Genomic DNA, 14,880 nt, shown 5'->3' with positions numbered 1-14,880 from the left:
CTAGCGCCGACCGGCCGCGCTGGCCTGCAGCCCGGCCTTGATGGCGGCCCAGCTTGCGGCCGCCGGCGTAGGTCGGTGGTTTTGGGCAATGCGCTCCGCCAGCGACGAGCGCCAGGCATGGTCCTCCGCCATCCTGCGGATAGCGGCGTACCAGCCGGCCTGATCGTTGGAATCGATCGCCGGCATCAGCCCGCCGGTCGCCTCGATCAGCGATGGCGTTGTCGAGACGATCACCGGAACGCCGAAGTCGAGACATTCCGAGGCGCCGTAACCCCACCCCTCAATATGCGAGGGAAAGACGCCGAAGGTGGCGCTGCGATAATATTGGATGAGCTGCTCGTCGCTGACCAGCCCAGTGAAAGTGACCGACTGCAGCAGTTCGGGATGCGCCTTGAGATAGGCGCGCAGCGGCTCGATCATCCAGCCCCAGCGCCCGGCGCAGACAAGCCTCGGCAGCTTGACGCCCTCTTCGCGTGCCTGCTGCCAGATCCGCGCCAGGAGGATGTGGTTCTTGCGCACTTCGATGGTCGAGCAGTAGAGCACGAACGGCTCGCCAGCCTCGATGCGCGAGGTCGTGCCCATGCGCGATGCGTTTGCGTGCAGGATCGAGGGCATCGGAAACCGGTACACCACCGGCGCCGCGATGCCGGCCTTGCGCATATGCTCGGTCAGCGTCGCGCCGACCTCGTCGGAGGCGCAGAATGCCGGAGCGCCGGAGCGCACGAGCTGTTCGAGATAGGAGCCGAAGCGGCGCTCGCTGGTGCCCGAGCCGAGCAGATCGGGGCGCAAGGCCGGGATGATGTCGTGGCAGAGGAAGGCAAGCTTGCCGGCGGGCCCCGAGACGGCGGACCGGTCCTCCTGGGTCAGGATGTGATGGCTGATCAGCACAAGGCCGGGTTCCGTCTCGGGGACCTGGCTCGCAGCGTCCTGGCGCAAACCAAACCGGATGCTCGCCCGTTGGTACAGTCGATAGGCGCGGACCAACAGCCTCGTTGCCTGGTAGGCGATCCCCTTGCGGCCGTTGGTCACCGTACTGGCCAGATGGCGGTCCGCCTCGCGCTTGTCCCAGGGCTGCTTGCGCACCGCCTCGAAAGCCTGCGCCAGCGCCGTCCGTCTCCCCGGCCATCGCTTGACACGGTGCGGTGAAATCTCGCCCGCCGCGACATGGTCCTGTTCGTAAGCTGCGAGCGGCCGGAACCGGCCTTCTCCTGGCCTGAACGCCACCACCTCCACGCTGGGGTCGGGATCCGCCAGGGCCGCGTTGACGAGAAAACTTTCCACCCTCGGAATACCCGCCAGGCCCTTGCCCGGCGGCCAGAGCATCAGCCCGGTGGCATCGATGGCCAGTCTCGGAGGCTTCATAACCTCGGTTGCGGCGCTGGCTTCAGAATGCTCGGCTGTCATGGTCTGCTTTGGCGACGAGGCTGCACGTAAAGCCTTATGCTTGATTTGCCGCTAATATGGTAGCCACGTCGCATGGCCCCATTTCGCACGGCCCATTTCGCACGGCCCATGTCGCACGGTCTTGCCCGCGGGCTTGGCCCTGTGCCACACCTTGGCAGGGACGTGGTGATAATGGGGGTGGGTGATGCGTGGCGAAGTGCTCCACTATGACGAGGACCAAGGCTTCGGCTTCATCACCGGGGCCGACGGCAACCGCTACACATTCACCCGCGAGAACCTTCGCCGGCAAACCGCGATGCCCAAGGGAACGGCGGTCGAATTCCAGCCGGGCGGCGGCCAGGCGCGTGACGTTTTCTCGATCGCCACCGCAAGCCCGGCCGCCGGCGCAAGCGCCGCGCCGCCTCAAGCCAATCCCGCACCTGCGGCCAGCGCAGCGCAGACGCAGCCTTTCGGCCGATCGTCCGAGCCGGCCGAGCCCACCGATCTCTGGGGCTATTTCTGGAGCGGCGTGACCCGGAACTACTTCAATTTCGCCGGCCGCGCCCGGCGCAAGGAATATTGGAGCTATTGCCTGTTCTGGACGGTTTGCCTGCTGATCATCTTCGGCATCGGCATCTTCGCCGACATCGAAATGGGCAATTTCGACAACGCCGAGGTGCCCGCAATGACGGTCGGGCTTTTGGGCATGTTCCTGCTGGCCACCTTCCTGCCCAGCCTCGGCATGATCGTGCGCCGCCTGCACGATCTCGGCCTGACCGGCTGGCTCTGCCTGCTCATCCTGATCCCGACCTTCGGCAGCCTGATCATCCTGGTCTTCGCCCTGATCCCGACACAGGGGCGCGAAAACCAGTGGGGGCCTGTGCCGGCGGGCGTCAGGATTTAAGGGACGGCGATCGAGCTTCAGCTCTTCCTGTCAACGTCGCGCCGCCCCTCACCTGCCTGCCGGCATCCTCTCCCCGTAAACGGGGCGAGGGACGCTGTCATGGCCGATTTCGCCATTCGCCAGCGTTGCAGGAAGGAGGCCGGCGTTGCGACTGCCTCTTTCTCCCCGTTTACGGGGAGAAATGCCCGGCAGGGCAATGAGGGGCGGCGGCAGCGTTGGGGATTGGCTACCCAGAACGCGCGAAATCACCCCAGAAACTTGGCGATGATCGCGTCGCCCATCGCAACCGTGCCGACCTCGGTCATGCCGGCGGCCAAAATATCCTTGGTGCGCAGGCCCTGATCGAGCACGGCGGCGATCGCGCCTTCGAGCTTGTCAGCTTCATCGACCATGCCGAAGGAATAGCGCAGGCACATGGCGAAGGAGGCGATCATGGCGATCGGGTTGGCGATGCCCTTGCCGGCAATGTCGGGCGCCGAACCATGCACCGGCTCGTACAGCGCCTTGCGCTTCTTGGTCTTCACGTCAGGCGCGCCGAGCGAGGCTGACGGCAGCATGCCGATCGAGCCGGTCAGCATGGCGGCGATGTCGGACAGCATGTCGCCGAACAGATTGTCGGTGACGATGACGTCGAACTGCTTGGGCCAGCGCACCAGCTGCATGCCGCCGGCATCGGCCAGCATGTGGTCGAGCTTGACGTCGGAGTAGCGCGCCTTGTGGGTCTGGGTGACGACCTCGTTCCACAGCACGCCCGATTTCATCACGTTGCGCTTTTCCATCGAGGTGACGTGGTTCTTGCGGGTCCGCGCCAGTTCGAAGGCGACACCGGAAATGCGCTCGATCTCGAACGTGTCGTAGACCTGGGTGTCGATGCCACGCTTCTGGCCGTTACCGAGATCGATGATCTGCTTGGGCTCGCCGAAATAGACGCCGCCGGTCAACTCACGCACGATGAGGATGTCGAGGCCTTCGACCACCTCCTGCTTGAGCGAAGAGGACGCCGCCAGCGCCGGGTAGCAGATGGCGGGGCGCAGATTGGCGAACAGCTCCATGTCCTTGCGCAGCCGCAGCAGGCCGGCTTCGGGGCGCACCTCATAGGGCACCGCATCCCATTTCGGCCCGCCGACCGCGCCGAACAGCACCGCGTCCGCCGCCATCGCCTTTGCCATGTCGGCATCGGAGATCGCAGCGCCATGCGCATCGTAGGCGCAGCCGCCGACCAAGCCCTCATCGGTGACGAAGCCGCTGCCGAGCTTTTCGTTCATCGCAGCGATCAGTTTCTTGACCTCGGCCATTGCCTCGGGACCGATGCCGTCGCCGGGGAGCAGGAAAAGATGCTTCGTTGCCATGGAGAAAACCGTCCCAGAAAGAATGCGTTTCGATTTACAGCGTCCTTTGCGCGCCAAGAGGCGCGCGGCGCTGTGCGACCGCGGCCTTGCTAACCGCCAACCGGCCTGCGCGCAAGCCTGCGCTTGAGAAGCGCCATCACCGATGCGAGAGAATGTTGACCAGCCGGCCCATGGGATCGCGCACATAGAAGCGCCGCACGCCCCAGGGCTCGTCGGCCGGCCCGTATTCGATGGCAAAGCCTGCGGCCTTCATGGCGGCCAGCGCCGCGTCGACATCGTCGACCTCGATCGACAGATCCGGCACCGGCGTGCCGGAGCCGCCTTGCGTCATGAAGGAGACCTGCACCTGCATCTGTTCGTCGGAGCCGTAGGTGGCGATCCAGCCCTGGTCCATCAGCACGTCAAGGCCGAGCACGTCATGGTAGAAACGTCTGGCGGCGGCCGCGTCCTTTGCCTCGATATTGGCTACGATGCGCCGGACGGTCACGGCTTTGGCCCCCTCATACCGTCCGCCGCAGCGCCGTCACTTCGATCTCGATCTTCATTTCCGGCTTGTTGAGCTGGCAGACGATCATCGTCGCCGCCGGCCTGATGTCGCCGAACGTCTCACCGAGGATTGGGAAGACCACGTCCACGAAGGCCTGGTCGGTGATGTAGTAATGCGCCCGCACCACATCGGCCATGTCGAAGCCGCCGTCGGCAAGCGCCTTGCCGATCGTCGCCAGGCAATTGCGCGTCTGCGCCTCGACCGTCTCCGGCATCGTCATCGTCGCATAATCATAGCCGGTCGTCCCGGACACGAAACACCAGTCGCCCTGCACCACCGCGCGCGAATAGCCGGCGGTCTTTTCGAAAGGCGAACCGGTGGAGATGAGTGTGCGCATGAGGGCCTCGTTGGGTTGTGGCGGCCATTCTAAAACGCGCGAGCGATCCAGTCGTGAGCCAGGGAACGTAGACTGGCGGTGCAAAACTTTGATGTTGGCGGGACAGCGCCCCCCTCTGGCCTGCCGGCCATCTCCCCCACTTGGGGGGAGATCGAACATCCCGCCGGCTTTCGCCAATCTTATATGTTGAGGAATGTGCGGAGCCCCGAAACAGCCAATCTCCCCCCTCGTGGGGGAGATGTCCGGCAGGACAGAGGGGGGCGCGAAGGATCGCGGCCCCACAGAAGGGGCTTGAGCTAGTTCGCCGACCCCTGCGCGTCATCGAGGGCCTTCTTGATGTCGTCCGGCCAGGTCTTCAGCGGCGGCCAGGCCGCCGGCTCGCCATTGTCGCCGCGCCGCGAGAAATAGACCTTGTGCTTGACCGGGTCGACCGCCATGAAACCGTCATTGCCGCCGCAATCATGCGGAACGCAGCCGGTGGCGTAGAAGGCGCCGGAGGCCGTCCTTTCAGTGCCACCGCCGACCAGCAGGCTGGTCGCCATGTCGGGCATGGTGTCGCCGAGCAGCGCCTTGGCCGCCTTGTAGACAGCCTCGTTGTGGAAGGCATCGATGATGTTGTCGTACTTCGCAGGATCGACATCCTTCCAGTCGGTGCCGGGTTCCGGCGTATAGGCAAGATTGCCGGAGGTCGTCAGGCCTTCGGTCGGCGACCATTGAAGTGCCGCCTTTATGTCGCCGGGCAGCAGGTAAGGCACGAAATAGATGGCGTCGTCGGCGATGGCGGCCGGCGGCGCGCCGCATTCGTCCTGTTCGACCGTCGCGGTTTTGATCTCGCCGTCCTTCGGCTTCCAGACGATCACCTTGGCCGGACCGCATTGATTGCCGCCGTCGCCGACATCGACCAGCGCGACATTGACGTCGCCGATCTTGACGATCTTGTCGAAGAATACATCGTAGTTGCTGGCCAGCTGCTTGCCGTCATAGGCGAGCACCTTCTCGCCATCCTGCTCCGGCTGCGTGATGGTCAGCTGGCCGCCTTCGAACGGTATCGGCGCCTGCTTGTCATCGTCGGCGGGCGCCGCGTCGCTGCTGCTCGGCGCTCCCTGGTCGGTCGCCGGCTGGTCGGCTGGCTTCTGGGCTGCCGCGGGCGTCTGTGTCTGCGCGAAGGCGCTTACGGCGGGCACCAGCAATAGCGCCAGCCCGCAAACGCCGGCAAGAAGCGAACGTGCCATGACTGTCCCTCCCATTCAGTCGCCGCCAACCCGGTCTGAAGGGCCGGGCCTATATCTCGGATGGTGCCGCTCAGGCCCAGGGGCGCTGTTCGGCGTTGCGCTTTTCGAACGAGGCGATGGCGCCGGCCTTCTCCATGGTCAGGCCGATATCGTCGAGGCCGTTGAGCATGCAGTGCCGCTTGAAGTCGTCGAGGTCGAAGGTGACGACGCCGCCATCGGGGCCACGGATTTCCTTGGCTTCGAGGTCGATCGACAAAGTGGCATTGGAGCCGCGCGAGGCGTCATCCATCAGCTTCTCGAGATCCTCTGGGCTGACAGTGATCGGCAGCACGCCGTTCTTGAAGCAATTGTTATAGAAAATGTCGGCAAACGAGGTTGAGATGATGCAACGGATGCCGAAATCGAGCAGCGCCCACGGTGCGTGCTCGCGGCTTGAGCCGCAGCCGAAATTGTCGCCGGCAACGAGGATCTGCGCCTTGCGGTAGGCCGGCTTGTTGAGCACGAAATCCGGATTTTCCGAACCGTCGTCCTTGTAGCGCATTTCGGCGAACAGACCGGTACCGAGCCCGGTGCGCTTGATCGTCTTGAGATAATCCTTCGGGATGATCATGTCGGTGTCGACATTGACGATCGGCATCGGAGCGGCGACGCCGGTGAGCTTGGTGAATTTTTCCATGGCTTTGGCCCGTGTTTTCGTTGCGGGGGATTTGCTGAAGCTCCGTTTACACAAAGCCGAGGGCAAATAAAAGGCAACTGTTCGTGCGCGACGCATCAGGGCCAATGCATGTCGCCCAAACTGGTCCCGGTTTTGGGAGAACGATCTGCGTAAAGGCGATAGGCACAAAACGACTTCGAAATCGCGGGGCGATGGTGCAGTCTGGCCGGCATGGCTGAAAACTCCCATGTCCTCTATAACAGCGAGCCCGCGCTCGACATCGCCGAATTCCGCCGCGTGCTGGTCGAATCCGGGCTTGGCAAGACACGGCCCGTCGATGATCCTGCCAGGCTGCAGGCGATGCTGTTGGGCGCCAATCTGGTGCTGACCGCGCGTCTCGACATCGAGGGCAAGCCGCTGATCGGCGTCATCAGGGCGATGACCGATTTTGCCTGGGTCTGCTACATCTCCGAGCTCGCTGTTTCCCAATCAGCGCAAGGGCTCGGCATCGGCAAGGGCCTGATGGACGAGGCCCGCCGGCAGCTCGGCCCCTCGCTCGCCATCAGCCTGATCTCCATGCCTGATGCCGTCGGCTTCTACGAGCGCATCGGCATGACGCGCATGGCCGACGCCTTCTGGTTCTCCCGCAAGCGCTGATTTTTTCTCTTGGCCGCGTCAGGTCGCGCGGTCTTGCTGCTTGACATGCAACCAAATGGTTGCATATTAATGCCATGAGCATGGATGCAGTCTTTCGCGCCCTGGCCGACCCGACACGCCGGCAATTGCTGGACAGCCTCCATGCCCGGAACGGGCAGACGTTGAACGCGCTGTGCGCGGAGATGGCCATGACGCGCCAGGCGGTGACCAAGCATTTGGCGATCCTGGAGGAAGCAAACCTCGTCTCCACGCTCCGCCGGGGCCGGGAGAAGGAGCACTACCTCAACCCGGTTCCGATCAACGAGATCGCCGAGCGCTGGATCGGCAAATTCGAGCGCCATCGGCTGGATGCATTGAGCGATCTGAAGAAACGCCTCGAAAGGGAAGACTGATGAGCAACAGTTTTGTTTACGTGACCTACATCCGCACCACGGCCGAAAAGCTCTGGGAGGCGCTGACCGACCCGGAGTTCAACCGGCAGTTCTTCCTCTGCTCCTATCAGGAGAGCGAGTGGAAGGTGGGCTCCAGCTGGAAGCTGATCTTCCCCGACGGCCGCGTGGCCGACAGCGGTGAAATCCTCGAGATCGACCCGCCGCGACGCCTGGTCATCAAATGGCGCAATGAATGGATGCCGGAGATCAAGGAGGACGGCTACACGCGCTGCACCTTCGCAATAGAACAGGACGGCGAATTGATGAAGCTTGCCGTGACCCACGAAGCGGACGGGCCGCACCGGCTGATCGGCAACGTCGCCAAGGGTTGGCCGCTGGTGCTGGCCAGCCTGAAAAGCCTGCTCGAGACCGGCAAGGGTTTCGAGCGCCCGCCATCGAAGGGATGAAGGCTCGTTTCGGTATCGAAACAAACTTTGGTTGGAGGCATCGATGATGCACGTTCGCAAGGTGCAGAGCATGACCAATGGCGAGACGATCATGGCATGCGCCGAGATCGAAGCGCCTGTAGAGCGCGTCTTCACGGCGTTGGTCACGAAAGAAGTCGAGCAATGGTGGGGGTCCGCCGACACCTGCCGGATGGCCGACTGGTCGGCCGACCTTCGCGTCGGCGGCCGCTGGACAGTCACTGTCCGGACGGCTGACGGCAGCGACCTGCCGGCCAGCGGCGAATTCCTCGAGATCGAAGCGCCGCGCCGGATCGTACAGACGCGGGCCTATGGCTGGGATCACCCGAAGCTTGGCCGGCGGCAAACCACGGTCGCCTGGCTGCTGGAGCCGATCGCCGGGGGTACGCGTCTCACCATCTGCCATGGCGGTTTTGCCGGACTGAGCGGTGCAGCGGTTGAACATGCCGAGGGCTGGGGCCGGGTGCTGGCCTGGCTGCAGGACTATGTCGCGGCTGGGAAGCTGGCGGCGGCTTGAGCGGTTTTCCCTTCTCCCCTTGTGGGAGAAGGTGGATCGCCGCGTAGCGGCGAGACGGTTGAGGGGTGTTCCAGCAGAGTGAGGCGTTGGTTTTCCCTGGAGCACCCCTCATCCGTCGCCTTCGGCGACACCTTCTCCCACAAGGGGAGAAGGAAGAAGCACCCTTCAAATCACATTCAATTCGCGAAACGCCCGTCCCTCAGCCACGCGCCCATAGCCAAACGCCGAGCAGTCGATCGTCCGATACCTCCCATGCACGATCAGCTCGGCCAGCGCCTTGCCCACCGCCGGCGCCTGCTGCAGGCCGTGGCCGGAAAAGCCGTTGGCGAACAGGAAATTGCCGACCTCGGGATGCGGGCCGATCACCGCGTTCTGGTCGAGCGTGTTGTAGTCATAGTGCCCGGCCCAGGCGCGGGTCGCCTTGATCGCCTCGAAGGCCGGAATGCGGGTCGCCAGCACCGGCCAGATCACCTCTTCGAACAATGGCCAGTCGACGTCGAAATCCTTGGGATCGGCCGGGCCATCGCCCTCTTCCGGTTCGGCGCCACCGGTGAGGTAGACCGAGCCTTCCGGCCGCACATAGATGCCCGAGGGATCGACCAGCAGCGGCATGTCGGCATATTTCTCGCGCGCCTCGAAGACGAAGACGTTGCGCTTGCGCGGCTCGACCGGCAGCACCAGCCCGGCAAGGGCCGCGACCTTACCGGCATTCGGCCCGGCAGCGTTGACGACGATGCCGGCCTCCAAGGTCTGACCATTGTCGAGGGAAATGCCGGTAACGCGGCTGCCGTCGCGCGCGATGCCGGTGACAGAGGCGGCGATGAAATCGATCTTCTTGTCGCGCAGCGCCTTGCGGAACAGCGTCAGCATCGCATGCGCGTCGAACCAGCCCTCGCCGGTCCGGCCATAGGCGCCGGCGGAAATGCCTTCGCTCGACAGCCACGCGAAGCGCCGCGTCAGCTGCTCGGCATCCTCGAGCACGATGTCGGCGCCCTCGGCGATCTGCGCCGCGTGATTGGCCTTGAGGATCGGCAGCCCGGCTTCTCCGGCGAGGATCAGATAGCCGCCCTCGCGGAACCCGATATCGGCATCGGTGCCGAATTCTTCCTTCAGCCGCCGGAACAGCTTCAGCGTGAACTGCGACAGGCGGATGTTTTCCGGAATGGAGAATTGCTGGCGGATCGAGGCCATCGACAGCGTCGTTGCCGCGTGCGCGAATTGCGGATCACGCTCGATCAGCGCGATCGAGCCGGAAAACCCTTCCTCGCGCAGATAGTAAGCGATGGAGGACCCGACGATGGCCCCGCCGATGATGACGATGTCGTAGCGCATTTTTTCTCCGATCCGGTCGGCGGCGTGTCTATGCCGCCGGCAGTGTGATCTCGAAGCGCGTGCCGCGCTCGCTGTCAACCAGCCGGATCATACCATCATGCGCTTTCAGGAGGGCCAGCACGATGCCGAGGCCCATGCCGGTGCCGCCGGTAGCGCGCCGCGTGGTGAAGAATGGCTCGAAGATGCGTGCCCGGTTGCTCGGCGAAATGCCGGCGCCATCGTCGCTGACCAGCACTGTCGCCTTGCCGCCGGCGCTTGTCGTCGTGATCGAAACCAGCGTCGCGCCGTGCCTGGCGGAATTGTCGATGAGATTGGCAAGCACGATTGCAGCGTTCTCGGCCGATATACGCAGGGCGAGATCACCGCCCGCCTCGACGCGAACCGCCAGCCTGGTGTCGACGGGCAGCAACGCCAGCACAGCAGCGATCGAGGTGCTTTCGCCGCTGGGTGCAAGATTTTCGGCCTTCGCCAGGTCGAGCAGACGCCGGACCAGCAGATTGAGCCGCCCGGCGTCGGTGACGATGTTGTTGGAAAAGCGCCGCCGCTCGTCGTCGTCCATTGCCGAACCGGAATCGCGCAGCAGTTCCGCCGCGCCCTGGATCGCCGTCAGCGGCGATTTAAGCTCGTGCGAGACATGGGTGGCAAAGGTCTGGATCGAGTCGGAACGTGCCTGCAGTTTTTCGGCCATGTCGAGGAAGGCGGCGGACAGCTCGGCCATTTCATAGGTGCCGTGATGGTCGAGCGGCCGGATCGCGTCGCGCTCGCCGGCGGCGATGCGCTGCGTCCGGTCGATCAGCGCGTAGATCGGCCGACTGACGGTGCGCAGGAAGACGAGGCCGATGAGCAGCGTGCCGCCGAGAATGGCGATCGCCGCCAACGTCACCTTGCCTCGCTCGCCATAGAGATGCTTGATGATGTTGTTAGGTGTTCGCGAGACATAGACCACACCAGCGACCTTGCCATCGACGGCCACCGGCAAGGCGACGAAGACCCGCACCTTGGTGCCGCGGCTGACCGAATAGAGCGGTGGCGTCGGCTGGTCCGGAATGCGCAGCCTGAGCGCACTGGCATAGCGGCCGGCAAGTGCGTCGCGCACCTCCTCGACCTCGCCAAGCGACTGCCCGACCTCGCCACGCCCGGCAATGACGACGCCGCGGGGATCAAGCAGCCGGAAGCCGGCCAGCGTGGTTTTCTGCGTCGCGTCGAGAATGCCCGACAGCCGCGTGCCGATCGCGGCGAAGGCGGGATCAGCGATGGCTGATATCGCCGCCGGCCGGGTCGGCAGTACGTAGTCGGAGGCGAGATCGAGCTGCGGCTCGATCGGCCGGTACGGCCCGTCGGGATTGGCGGCTCGGCTGGCACTGCCATTGGCCTGCGGCATCGGCGCACCGAGTTTTTCCAAGGGAATGCCGGCGTCGCGTACCTCCTGCTCATAGATGGCGGCGATGGCCGCGCCTTGCGCGATCAGCTCGGCCTCGGTCTGGCGGATCAGCTGGTTCTCGTAGAGCCGGAAGAAGAACAGGCCGACCAGCGGCAAGGCCATCACCAGGATCAGGATGGCGACGACGACCGTGGCAAGCCGTGGCCGCCATTTGCGGCCGATCCATTTGTTGCTCAGCCGCATCGGCCGAGCCGGAAGCCGACGCCGTGCACGGTCTCGATGACTTCAGGGCAACCCACCGCCGCCAGCTTGGCGCGAATGTTTCTGATGTGGCTGTCGACGGTGCGGTCGGCGACGTGGATTTTTCCCGCATAGGCATTGGCCATCACCGCATCGCGGTCGAGCACATAAGTCGGCCGCGCCAGAAACCCTCTCAGGATCGAGAACTCGATCCCCGTCAGCGCAAGCGGCTTGCCGTCGAAGCTGGCCGCGTGGCTGGCCGGCGCCAGTGTGAGCTTGCCGTGCGCGAACTGCCGGTCGTCGATCGGTTCGGCCACCGCCGGGCGGGCGCGGCGCAGGATGACGTTGACGCGGGCGACCAGCTCGCGCGGGCTGAACGGCTTCGTCACATAGTCGTCGCCGCCCATTTCCAGCCCGAGAATGCGGTCGATCTCTTCGTCGCGCGCGGACAGGAACAGCACCGGCACATCCGAGGTGTGGCGCAGCCGCCGGCAGACCTCCAGCCCGTCCATCTCCGGCATGCCGATGTCGAGCACGACCAGATCCGGCGCCCGGCGTCCGATCTCCTGCAGGGCGGCGGCGCCGTCGGCCACCCCAAGCGTTTTCATGCCGGCCTTTTCCAGCGCAAAGCAGATCACTTCGCGGATGTGCGGGTCATCGTCGGCGACGAGGATGTGATGCGGCATCGGTCAGCGGCCCGGCAAGGAGGGTTGCAAAGGCTCAGGAAGCACGAGCGACCCCTTGCTGTCGAGATATCGAAGCAGGCGCCAGTCACGAAAGCTCCATGCGCGCCAATTCCGCTGGACGGTGCGATACCAATCTTCGTCGCTGGCCCGCAATCCTTCAAGTTCGCGCACAGCGCCGGCGGCAGGCGTCTTGCCCTGATGATCGAAGAAACGATCGAGCGCCGGAAACGCGCCCGGGCCGAGCGAGCGCAGATACCAGGCGTCGAGGGGAGTGCCCTGGCCGGTCATCTCGAGGGAATGGTCGACATTGTAGTTGGCGATCGTTGCTGCAAAATTGATGAAGCAGCAGGCATAAAGCGTCAGCGATAACGTCAGAAGATTGGCGGAGGAGAGCCATTCATTGGATTTTCCCATCGCGATGCGGGCGATGATCAGCGCCAGGCCTGACGCCACCAGCCCCATCCAGACGAAAGCCGCGATGCGCCAGTAGGTCAGCGCGTAGACGCCGATATAGAGGTCGAGCCGCAGGATTGACGAGATGACCAGCATGATGTTCTGCGCCACCCAGGCATAGACCAGCCGGCGGATGAGCGGATCGGCTGAGGTCTCGCTTCCAGGCCTGAGCGCCGCCAGGACAAAACCGGCGGCAAGCAGCGCGGTGGCAACAAGCGGATAGGCGCCGCGATGCGCATAGGCGGCGTAGCTCAAGCCGTCTGGGAGCGCTGCCCCACCCCAGAGATAGGTGGCGTCGAGCCCGGTCTGCAGCGCAAACAGCACGTTGAAGACAATTAGCGCGCGCAGGATGGCTGCCTTGCCGAACAGGATGTCCTCAACGACGTGCCTTTGCGAATTGGTCGCCGGTTGAGCAGCGGCAAGGGATGGCCGAGGGATGCGCCGCTGAAACCGCGGCAGGCGTGGCCGTAAAAAGGCCCAGACACCGGCGAGCACGAACAGCCAGAAGGCGATCCGCGCCAGCTGGATGAGATCGAGCAGCTTCATCAGGTCGATCAACGACAGCCAGTAGTCGATGACCGGATTGGCGGCGCCGAACAGCGCCAGGAAGACGGCGCCCAGCGTCAGCGGCATCACCCAGACGGCGATCGCCGCCAGCCGCACGCGGCGCCGGCCGAAGCGCCGCGCCGTCTTGCGCCAGCGGATGAAATCTCTGATGAACCGGAACGGCGCCGCGAGCCCGAACAACGCGATCTGGCCGGGAATGCGGGCGATGCTGTGCCGTAGGCGCCCGCTCAGCGAAAGCGCGAAGACGACCAGCGCCGCCAGCGCGATCGACACCGAAAGAACACTGACATTTTCGGCAAGCGGCAGCAGCGCGACAAGCAAAGCCGCGGGCTTGAGCCAGACCCTGATGTCGCTGAAGGCTGTCGGATGCACGGCCACCACGGCGGCGGCGATCAGGATGGCGAACAGGAAGACCGTGATGCCGGCAGGCTGACCGTAGAACAGGAAATCCGCCAGCACGACCAGCAGCACGGCAACGCCGAAGCGGCTGCAATAGCTTGGCGCCGCTGTGAGAAACGATGTCATGATCTGGCCTTCCTGACCACGTCCGATCGCCTTAGCGGCCTCTTGCGAACAAAGGGAATGAGGATCGCCACAGGCTTCGCGCGCGGCGGATCGACCAGCCACCAGCCTTCGCTGCGCAGCCGGTAGGGGAGAGACCAACGGGGTTTCGCTCGCTTGTGCATGCCGCCTGTGTCGCAGGCCCGCGGGGAGACGGCAGGGCGGATCCGAGGAGGTTTTCCGCAGGCGTGTGCAGTTTTCGTGCAGAGGCCAGTTTTCGAGCGGGTTTGGGCGGCTTGCCTCCACCAACCACACGCGGCATAGATCAGGCATGGAACCCTACCGCCCGCGCCGCTCGGTGCTCTACGTCCCGGCCTCCAACGACAAGGCATTGGCCAAGATCGCGCAGCTGTCCTGCGATGCCGTCATCATCGACCTTGAGGATGCCGTCGCCCCTGCCGACAAGATTGCCGCCCGCGACAAGCTGGCCGGAATTTTCGCCAACCGCCCTGCTAGGCGCTGCGAGATGGTGGTGCGCGTCAATGCGCTGGCCAGCGAATGGGGCGCCGACGATCTGCTGGCCGCCTCAAAATTCGAACCCGATGGCATCCTGTTGTCCAAGGTCGCCACGCCGCGCGATATCCTCGAAGTCGGCGATATGCTCGACGACAATTTTGCCCCCGACAGCGTGAAGCTCTGGGCGATGATCGAGACCCCAAAGGCGCTGCTCAACATCGGCGCCATTGCCGAACTGGGTCGCGACCCGGCCTCACGCCTCAATTGTTTCGTTGCCGGAACGAATGATCTGGCCAAGGACACCGGTGTGCTGGCGACGCCTGACCGGCGCTACCTCGTGCCATGGCTGATGCAGATGGTGCTGGCCGCGCGCGCCGGCGGCCTCGACATGCTCGACGGCGTTGCCAATGATTTTCGCGACCTCGATGCCTTTGCCCGTGAGTGCGCGGAAGGTGCCGCCATGGGCTTCGATGGCAAGACCCTCATCCATCCGGCCCAGATCGAAGCGGCCAACCGCGCCTTCGCGCCGTCCCCGGAAGCGCTGACAGAGGCGCGTCTGGTTAAGGACGCCTTTTCCGTTGCGGAGAATGCCGGCAAAGGCGTGATCGCGCTGAACGGCAAGATGGTCGAACGGCTGCACCTGGCGCAGGCCGAAAAACTGCTGGCGAAAGCCGCCGCCATCGGCGCATGATCCGGCTGGAGCATGATCCCGAAAAGTGGATGCCGGTTTTCGGAAGAGATCATGCTCTAAGGACGTTCACGACAGG

General features: G+C 64.4%; 16 protein-coding genes. 6 read left to right on the top strand and 10 right to left on the bottom strand.

Annotation, left to right across the window (positions count from 1 at the left end; genetic code table 11):
• On the bottom strand, positions 1–1,362 hold the full coding sequence (locus tag AC1D05_RS17860; RefSeq protein ID WP_477442526.1) for a glycosyltransferase: 1,362 nt from the start codon (positions 1,360–1,362) through the stop codon (positions 1–3).
• Positions 1,363–1,588: 226 nt separating this feature from the next.
• Between AC1D05_RS17860 and AC1D05_RS17855 the strand changes: the two genes are divergently transcribed.
• On the top strand, positions 1,589–2,287 hold the full coding sequence (locus tag AC1D05_RS17855) for a DUF805 domain-containing protein (RefSeq protein WP_477442524.1): 699 nt from the start codon (positions 1,589–1,591) through the stop codon (positions 2,285–2,287).
• Positions 2,288–2,532: 245 nt separating this feature from the next.
• Here the strand turns inward: AC1D05_RS17855 and leuB are convergent, their stop codons facing one another.
• The 5 genes from leuB to leuD form a co-directional block, all read right to left on the bottom strand.
• Positions 2,533–3,636 (bottom strand): 3-isopropylmalate dehydrogenase, encoded by a 1,104-nt coding sequence (leuB, locus tag AC1D05_RS17850; RefSeq protein ID WP_477442522.1) that lies wholly within the window; start codon positions 3,634–3,636, stop codon positions 2,533–2,535.
• 136 nt (positions 3,637–3,772) lie between these two features.
• Positions 3,773–4,123, bottom strand: a complete 351-nt coding sequence (locus AC1D05_RS17845; protein WP_477442521.1) for a VOC family protein — start codon at positions 4,121–4,123, stop codon at positions 3,773–3,775.
• A gap of 13 nt (positions 4,124–4,136) precedes the next feature.
• On the bottom strand, positions 4,137–4,520 hold the full coding sequence (locus AC1D05_RS17840; protein ID WP_477442519.1) for a RidA family protein: 384 nt from the start codon (positions 4,518–4,520) through the stop codon (positions 4,137–4,139).
• A 296-nt stretch (positions 4,521–4,816) separates the two neighbouring features.
• Positions 4,817–5,752 (bottom strand): hypothetical protein, encoded by a 936-nt coding sequence (locus AC1D05_RS17835; RefSeq protein WP_477442517.1) that lies wholly within the window; start codon positions 5,750–5,752, stop codon positions 4,817–4,819.
• Between the two features lie 70 nt (positions 5,753–5,822).
• A complete protein-coding gene (gene leuD, locus AC1D05_RS17830) occupies positions 5,823–6,428 on the bottom strand; it encodes a 3-isopropylmalate dehydratase small subunit (RefSeq protein WP_183464345.1) in 606 nt (201 codons plus the stop codon).
• 210 nt (positions 6,429–6,638) lie between these two features.
• Between leuD and AC1D05_RS17825 the strand changes: the two genes are divergently transcribed.
• The 4 genes from AC1D05_RS17825 (at position 6,639) to AC1D05_RS17810 (ending at position 8,437) form a co-directional block, all read left to right on the top strand.
• Positions 6,639–7,064, top strand: a complete 426-nt coding sequence (locus tag AC1D05_RS17825) for a GNAT family N-acetyltransferase (RefSeq protein ID WP_477442515.1) — start codon at positions 6,639–6,641, stop codon at positions 7,062–7,064.
• A 74-nt stretch (positions 7,065–7,138) separates the two neighbouring features.
• A complete protein-coding gene (locus AC1D05_RS17820; RefSeq protein WP_477442514.1) occupies positions 7,139–7,456 on the top strand; it encodes an ArsR/SmtB family transcription factor in 318 nt (105 codons plus the stop codon).
• The gene (locus AC1D05_RS17815) at positions 7,456–7,902 is read left to right on the top strand and encodes an SRPBCC family protein (protein ID WP_477442512.1); all 447 of its coding nucleotides are present in this window, start codon (positions 7,456–7,458) and stop codon (positions 7,900–7,902) included. Before AC1D05_RS17820 ends, AC1D05_RS17815 begins: the two co-directional genes overlap by 1 nt.
• Positions 7,903–7,945: 43 nt before the next feature.
• Positions 7,946–8,437, top strand: coding sequence for an SRPBCC family protein (locus tag AC1D05_RS17810; RefSeq protein ID WP_477442510.1), 492 nt, complete (start codon positions 7,946–7,948; stop codon positions 8,435–8,437).
• Positions 8,438–8,602: 165 nt separating this feature from the next.
• Here AC1D05_RS17810 and AC1D05_RS17805 read toward each other — a convergent pair whose 3' ends face one another.
• From AC1D05_RS17805 to AC1D05_RS17790, 4 genes are read right to left on the bottom strand one after another with little or no spacing between them, the layout of a single operon-like run.
• Positions 8,603–9,769 carry an NAD(P)/FAD-dependent oxidoreductase gene (locus tag AC1D05_RS17805; RefSeq protein WP_477442508.1) on the bottom strand — a complete coding sequence of 389 codons (1,167 nt, stop codon included), beginning with the start codon at positions 9,767–9,769 and terminating at the stop codon, positions 8,603–8,605.
• A 28-nt stretch (positions 9,770–9,797) separates the two neighbouring features.
• On the bottom strand, positions 9,798–11,393 hold the full coding sequence (locus AC1D05_RS17800) for an ATP-binding protein (RefSeq protein WP_477442507.1): 1,596 nt from the start codon (positions 11,391–11,393) through the stop codon (positions 9,798–9,800).
• Positions 11,384–12,076, bottom strand: coding sequence for a response regulator (locus tag AC1D05_RS17795; protein ID WP_477442505.1), 693 nt, complete (start codon positions 12,074–12,076; stop codon positions 11,384–11,386). Before AC1D05_RS17795 ends, AC1D05_RS17800 begins: the two co-directional genes overlap by 10 nt.
• 3 nt (positions 12,077–12,079) lie before the next feature.
• Positions 12,080–13,621, bottom strand: a complete 1,542-nt coding sequence (locus tag AC1D05_RS17790; RefSeq protein ID WP_477442503.1) for a DUF4153 domain-containing protein — start codon at positions 13,619–13,621, stop codon at positions 12,080–12,082.
• Between the two features lie 307 nt (positions 13,622–13,928).
• Between AC1D05_RS17790 and AC1D05_RS17785 the strand changes: the two genes are divergently transcribed.
• A complete protein-coding gene (locus AC1D05_RS17785) occupies positions 13,929–14,804 on the top strand; it encodes an HpcH/HpaI aldolase/citrate lyase family protein (protein WP_477442502.1) in 876 nt (291 codons plus the stop codon).
• Positions 14,805–14,880 lie beyond the last annotated feature (76 nt).

Source organism: Mesorhizobium sp. P2_E9 (genome assembly GCF_056403815.1).
This window is presented reverse-complemented; position numbering and strand designations above follow the sequence as displayed.

Excerpts from the sequence above, each read along its gene's own strand:
- AC1D05_RS17860 (WP_477442526.1), bottom strand. The coding sequence starts at position 1,362 with ATGAAGCCTCCGAGACTGGCCATCGATGCCACCGGGCTGATGCTCTGG.
- AC1D05_RS17855 (WP_477442524.1), top strand. The coding sequence starts at position 1,589 with ATGCGTGGCGAAGTGCTCCACTATGACGAGGACCAAGGCTTCGGCTTC.
- leuB (WP_477442522.1), bottom strand. The coding sequence starts at position 3,636 with ATGGCAACGAAGCATCTTTTCCTGCTCCCCGGCGACGGCATCGGTCCC.
- AC1D05_RS17840 (WP_477442519.1), bottom strand. The coding sequence starts at position 4,520 with ATGCGCACACTCATCTCCACCGGTTCGCCTTTCGAAAAGACCGCCGGC.
- AC1D05_RS17835 (WP_477442517.1), bottom strand. The coding sequence starts at position 5,752 with ATGGCACGTTCGCTTCTTGCCGGCGTTTGCGGGCTGGCGCTATTGCTG.
- leuD (WP_183464345.1), bottom strand. The coding sequence starts at position 6,428 with ATGGAAAAATTCACCAAGCTCACCGGCGTCGCCGCTCCGATGCCGATC.
- AC1D05_RS17825 (WP_477442515.1), top strand. The coding sequence starts at position 6,639 with ATGGCTGAAAACTCCCATGTCCTCTATAACAGCGAGCCCGCGCTCGAC.
- AC1D05_RS17820 (WP_477442514.1), top strand. The coding sequence starts at position 7,139 with ATGAGCATGGATGCAGTCTTTCGCGCCCTGGCCGACCCGACACGCCGG.
- AC1D05_RS17815 (WP_477442512.1), top strand. The coding sequence starts at position 7,456 with ATGAGCAACAGTTTTGTTTACGTGACCTACATCCGCACCACGGCCGAA.
- AC1D05_RS17810 (WP_477442510.1), top strand. The coding sequence starts at position 7,946 with ATGATGCACGTTCGCAAGGTGCAGAGCATGACCAATGGCGAGACGATC.
- AC1D05_RS17805 (WP_477442508.1), bottom strand. The coding sequence starts at position 9,769 with ATGCGCTACGACATCGTCATCATCGGCGGGGCCATCGTCGGGTCCTCC.
- AC1D05_RS17800 (WP_477442507.1), bottom strand. The coding sequence starts at position 11,393 with ATGCGGCTGAGCAACAAATGGATCGGCCGCAAATGGCGGCCACGGCTT.
- AC1D05_RS17795 (WP_477442505.1), bottom strand. The coding sequence starts at position 12,076 with ATGCCGCATCACATCCTCGTCGCCGACGATGACCCGCACATCCGCGAA.
- AC1D05_RS17790 (WP_477442503.1), bottom strand. The coding sequence starts at position 13,621 with ATGACATCGTTTCTCACAGCGGCGCCAAGCTATTGCAGCCGCTTCGGC.
- AC1D05_RS17785 (WP_477442502.1), top strand. The coding sequence starts at position 13,929 with ATGGAACCCTACCGCCCGCGCCGCTCGGTGCTCTACGTCCCGGCCTCC.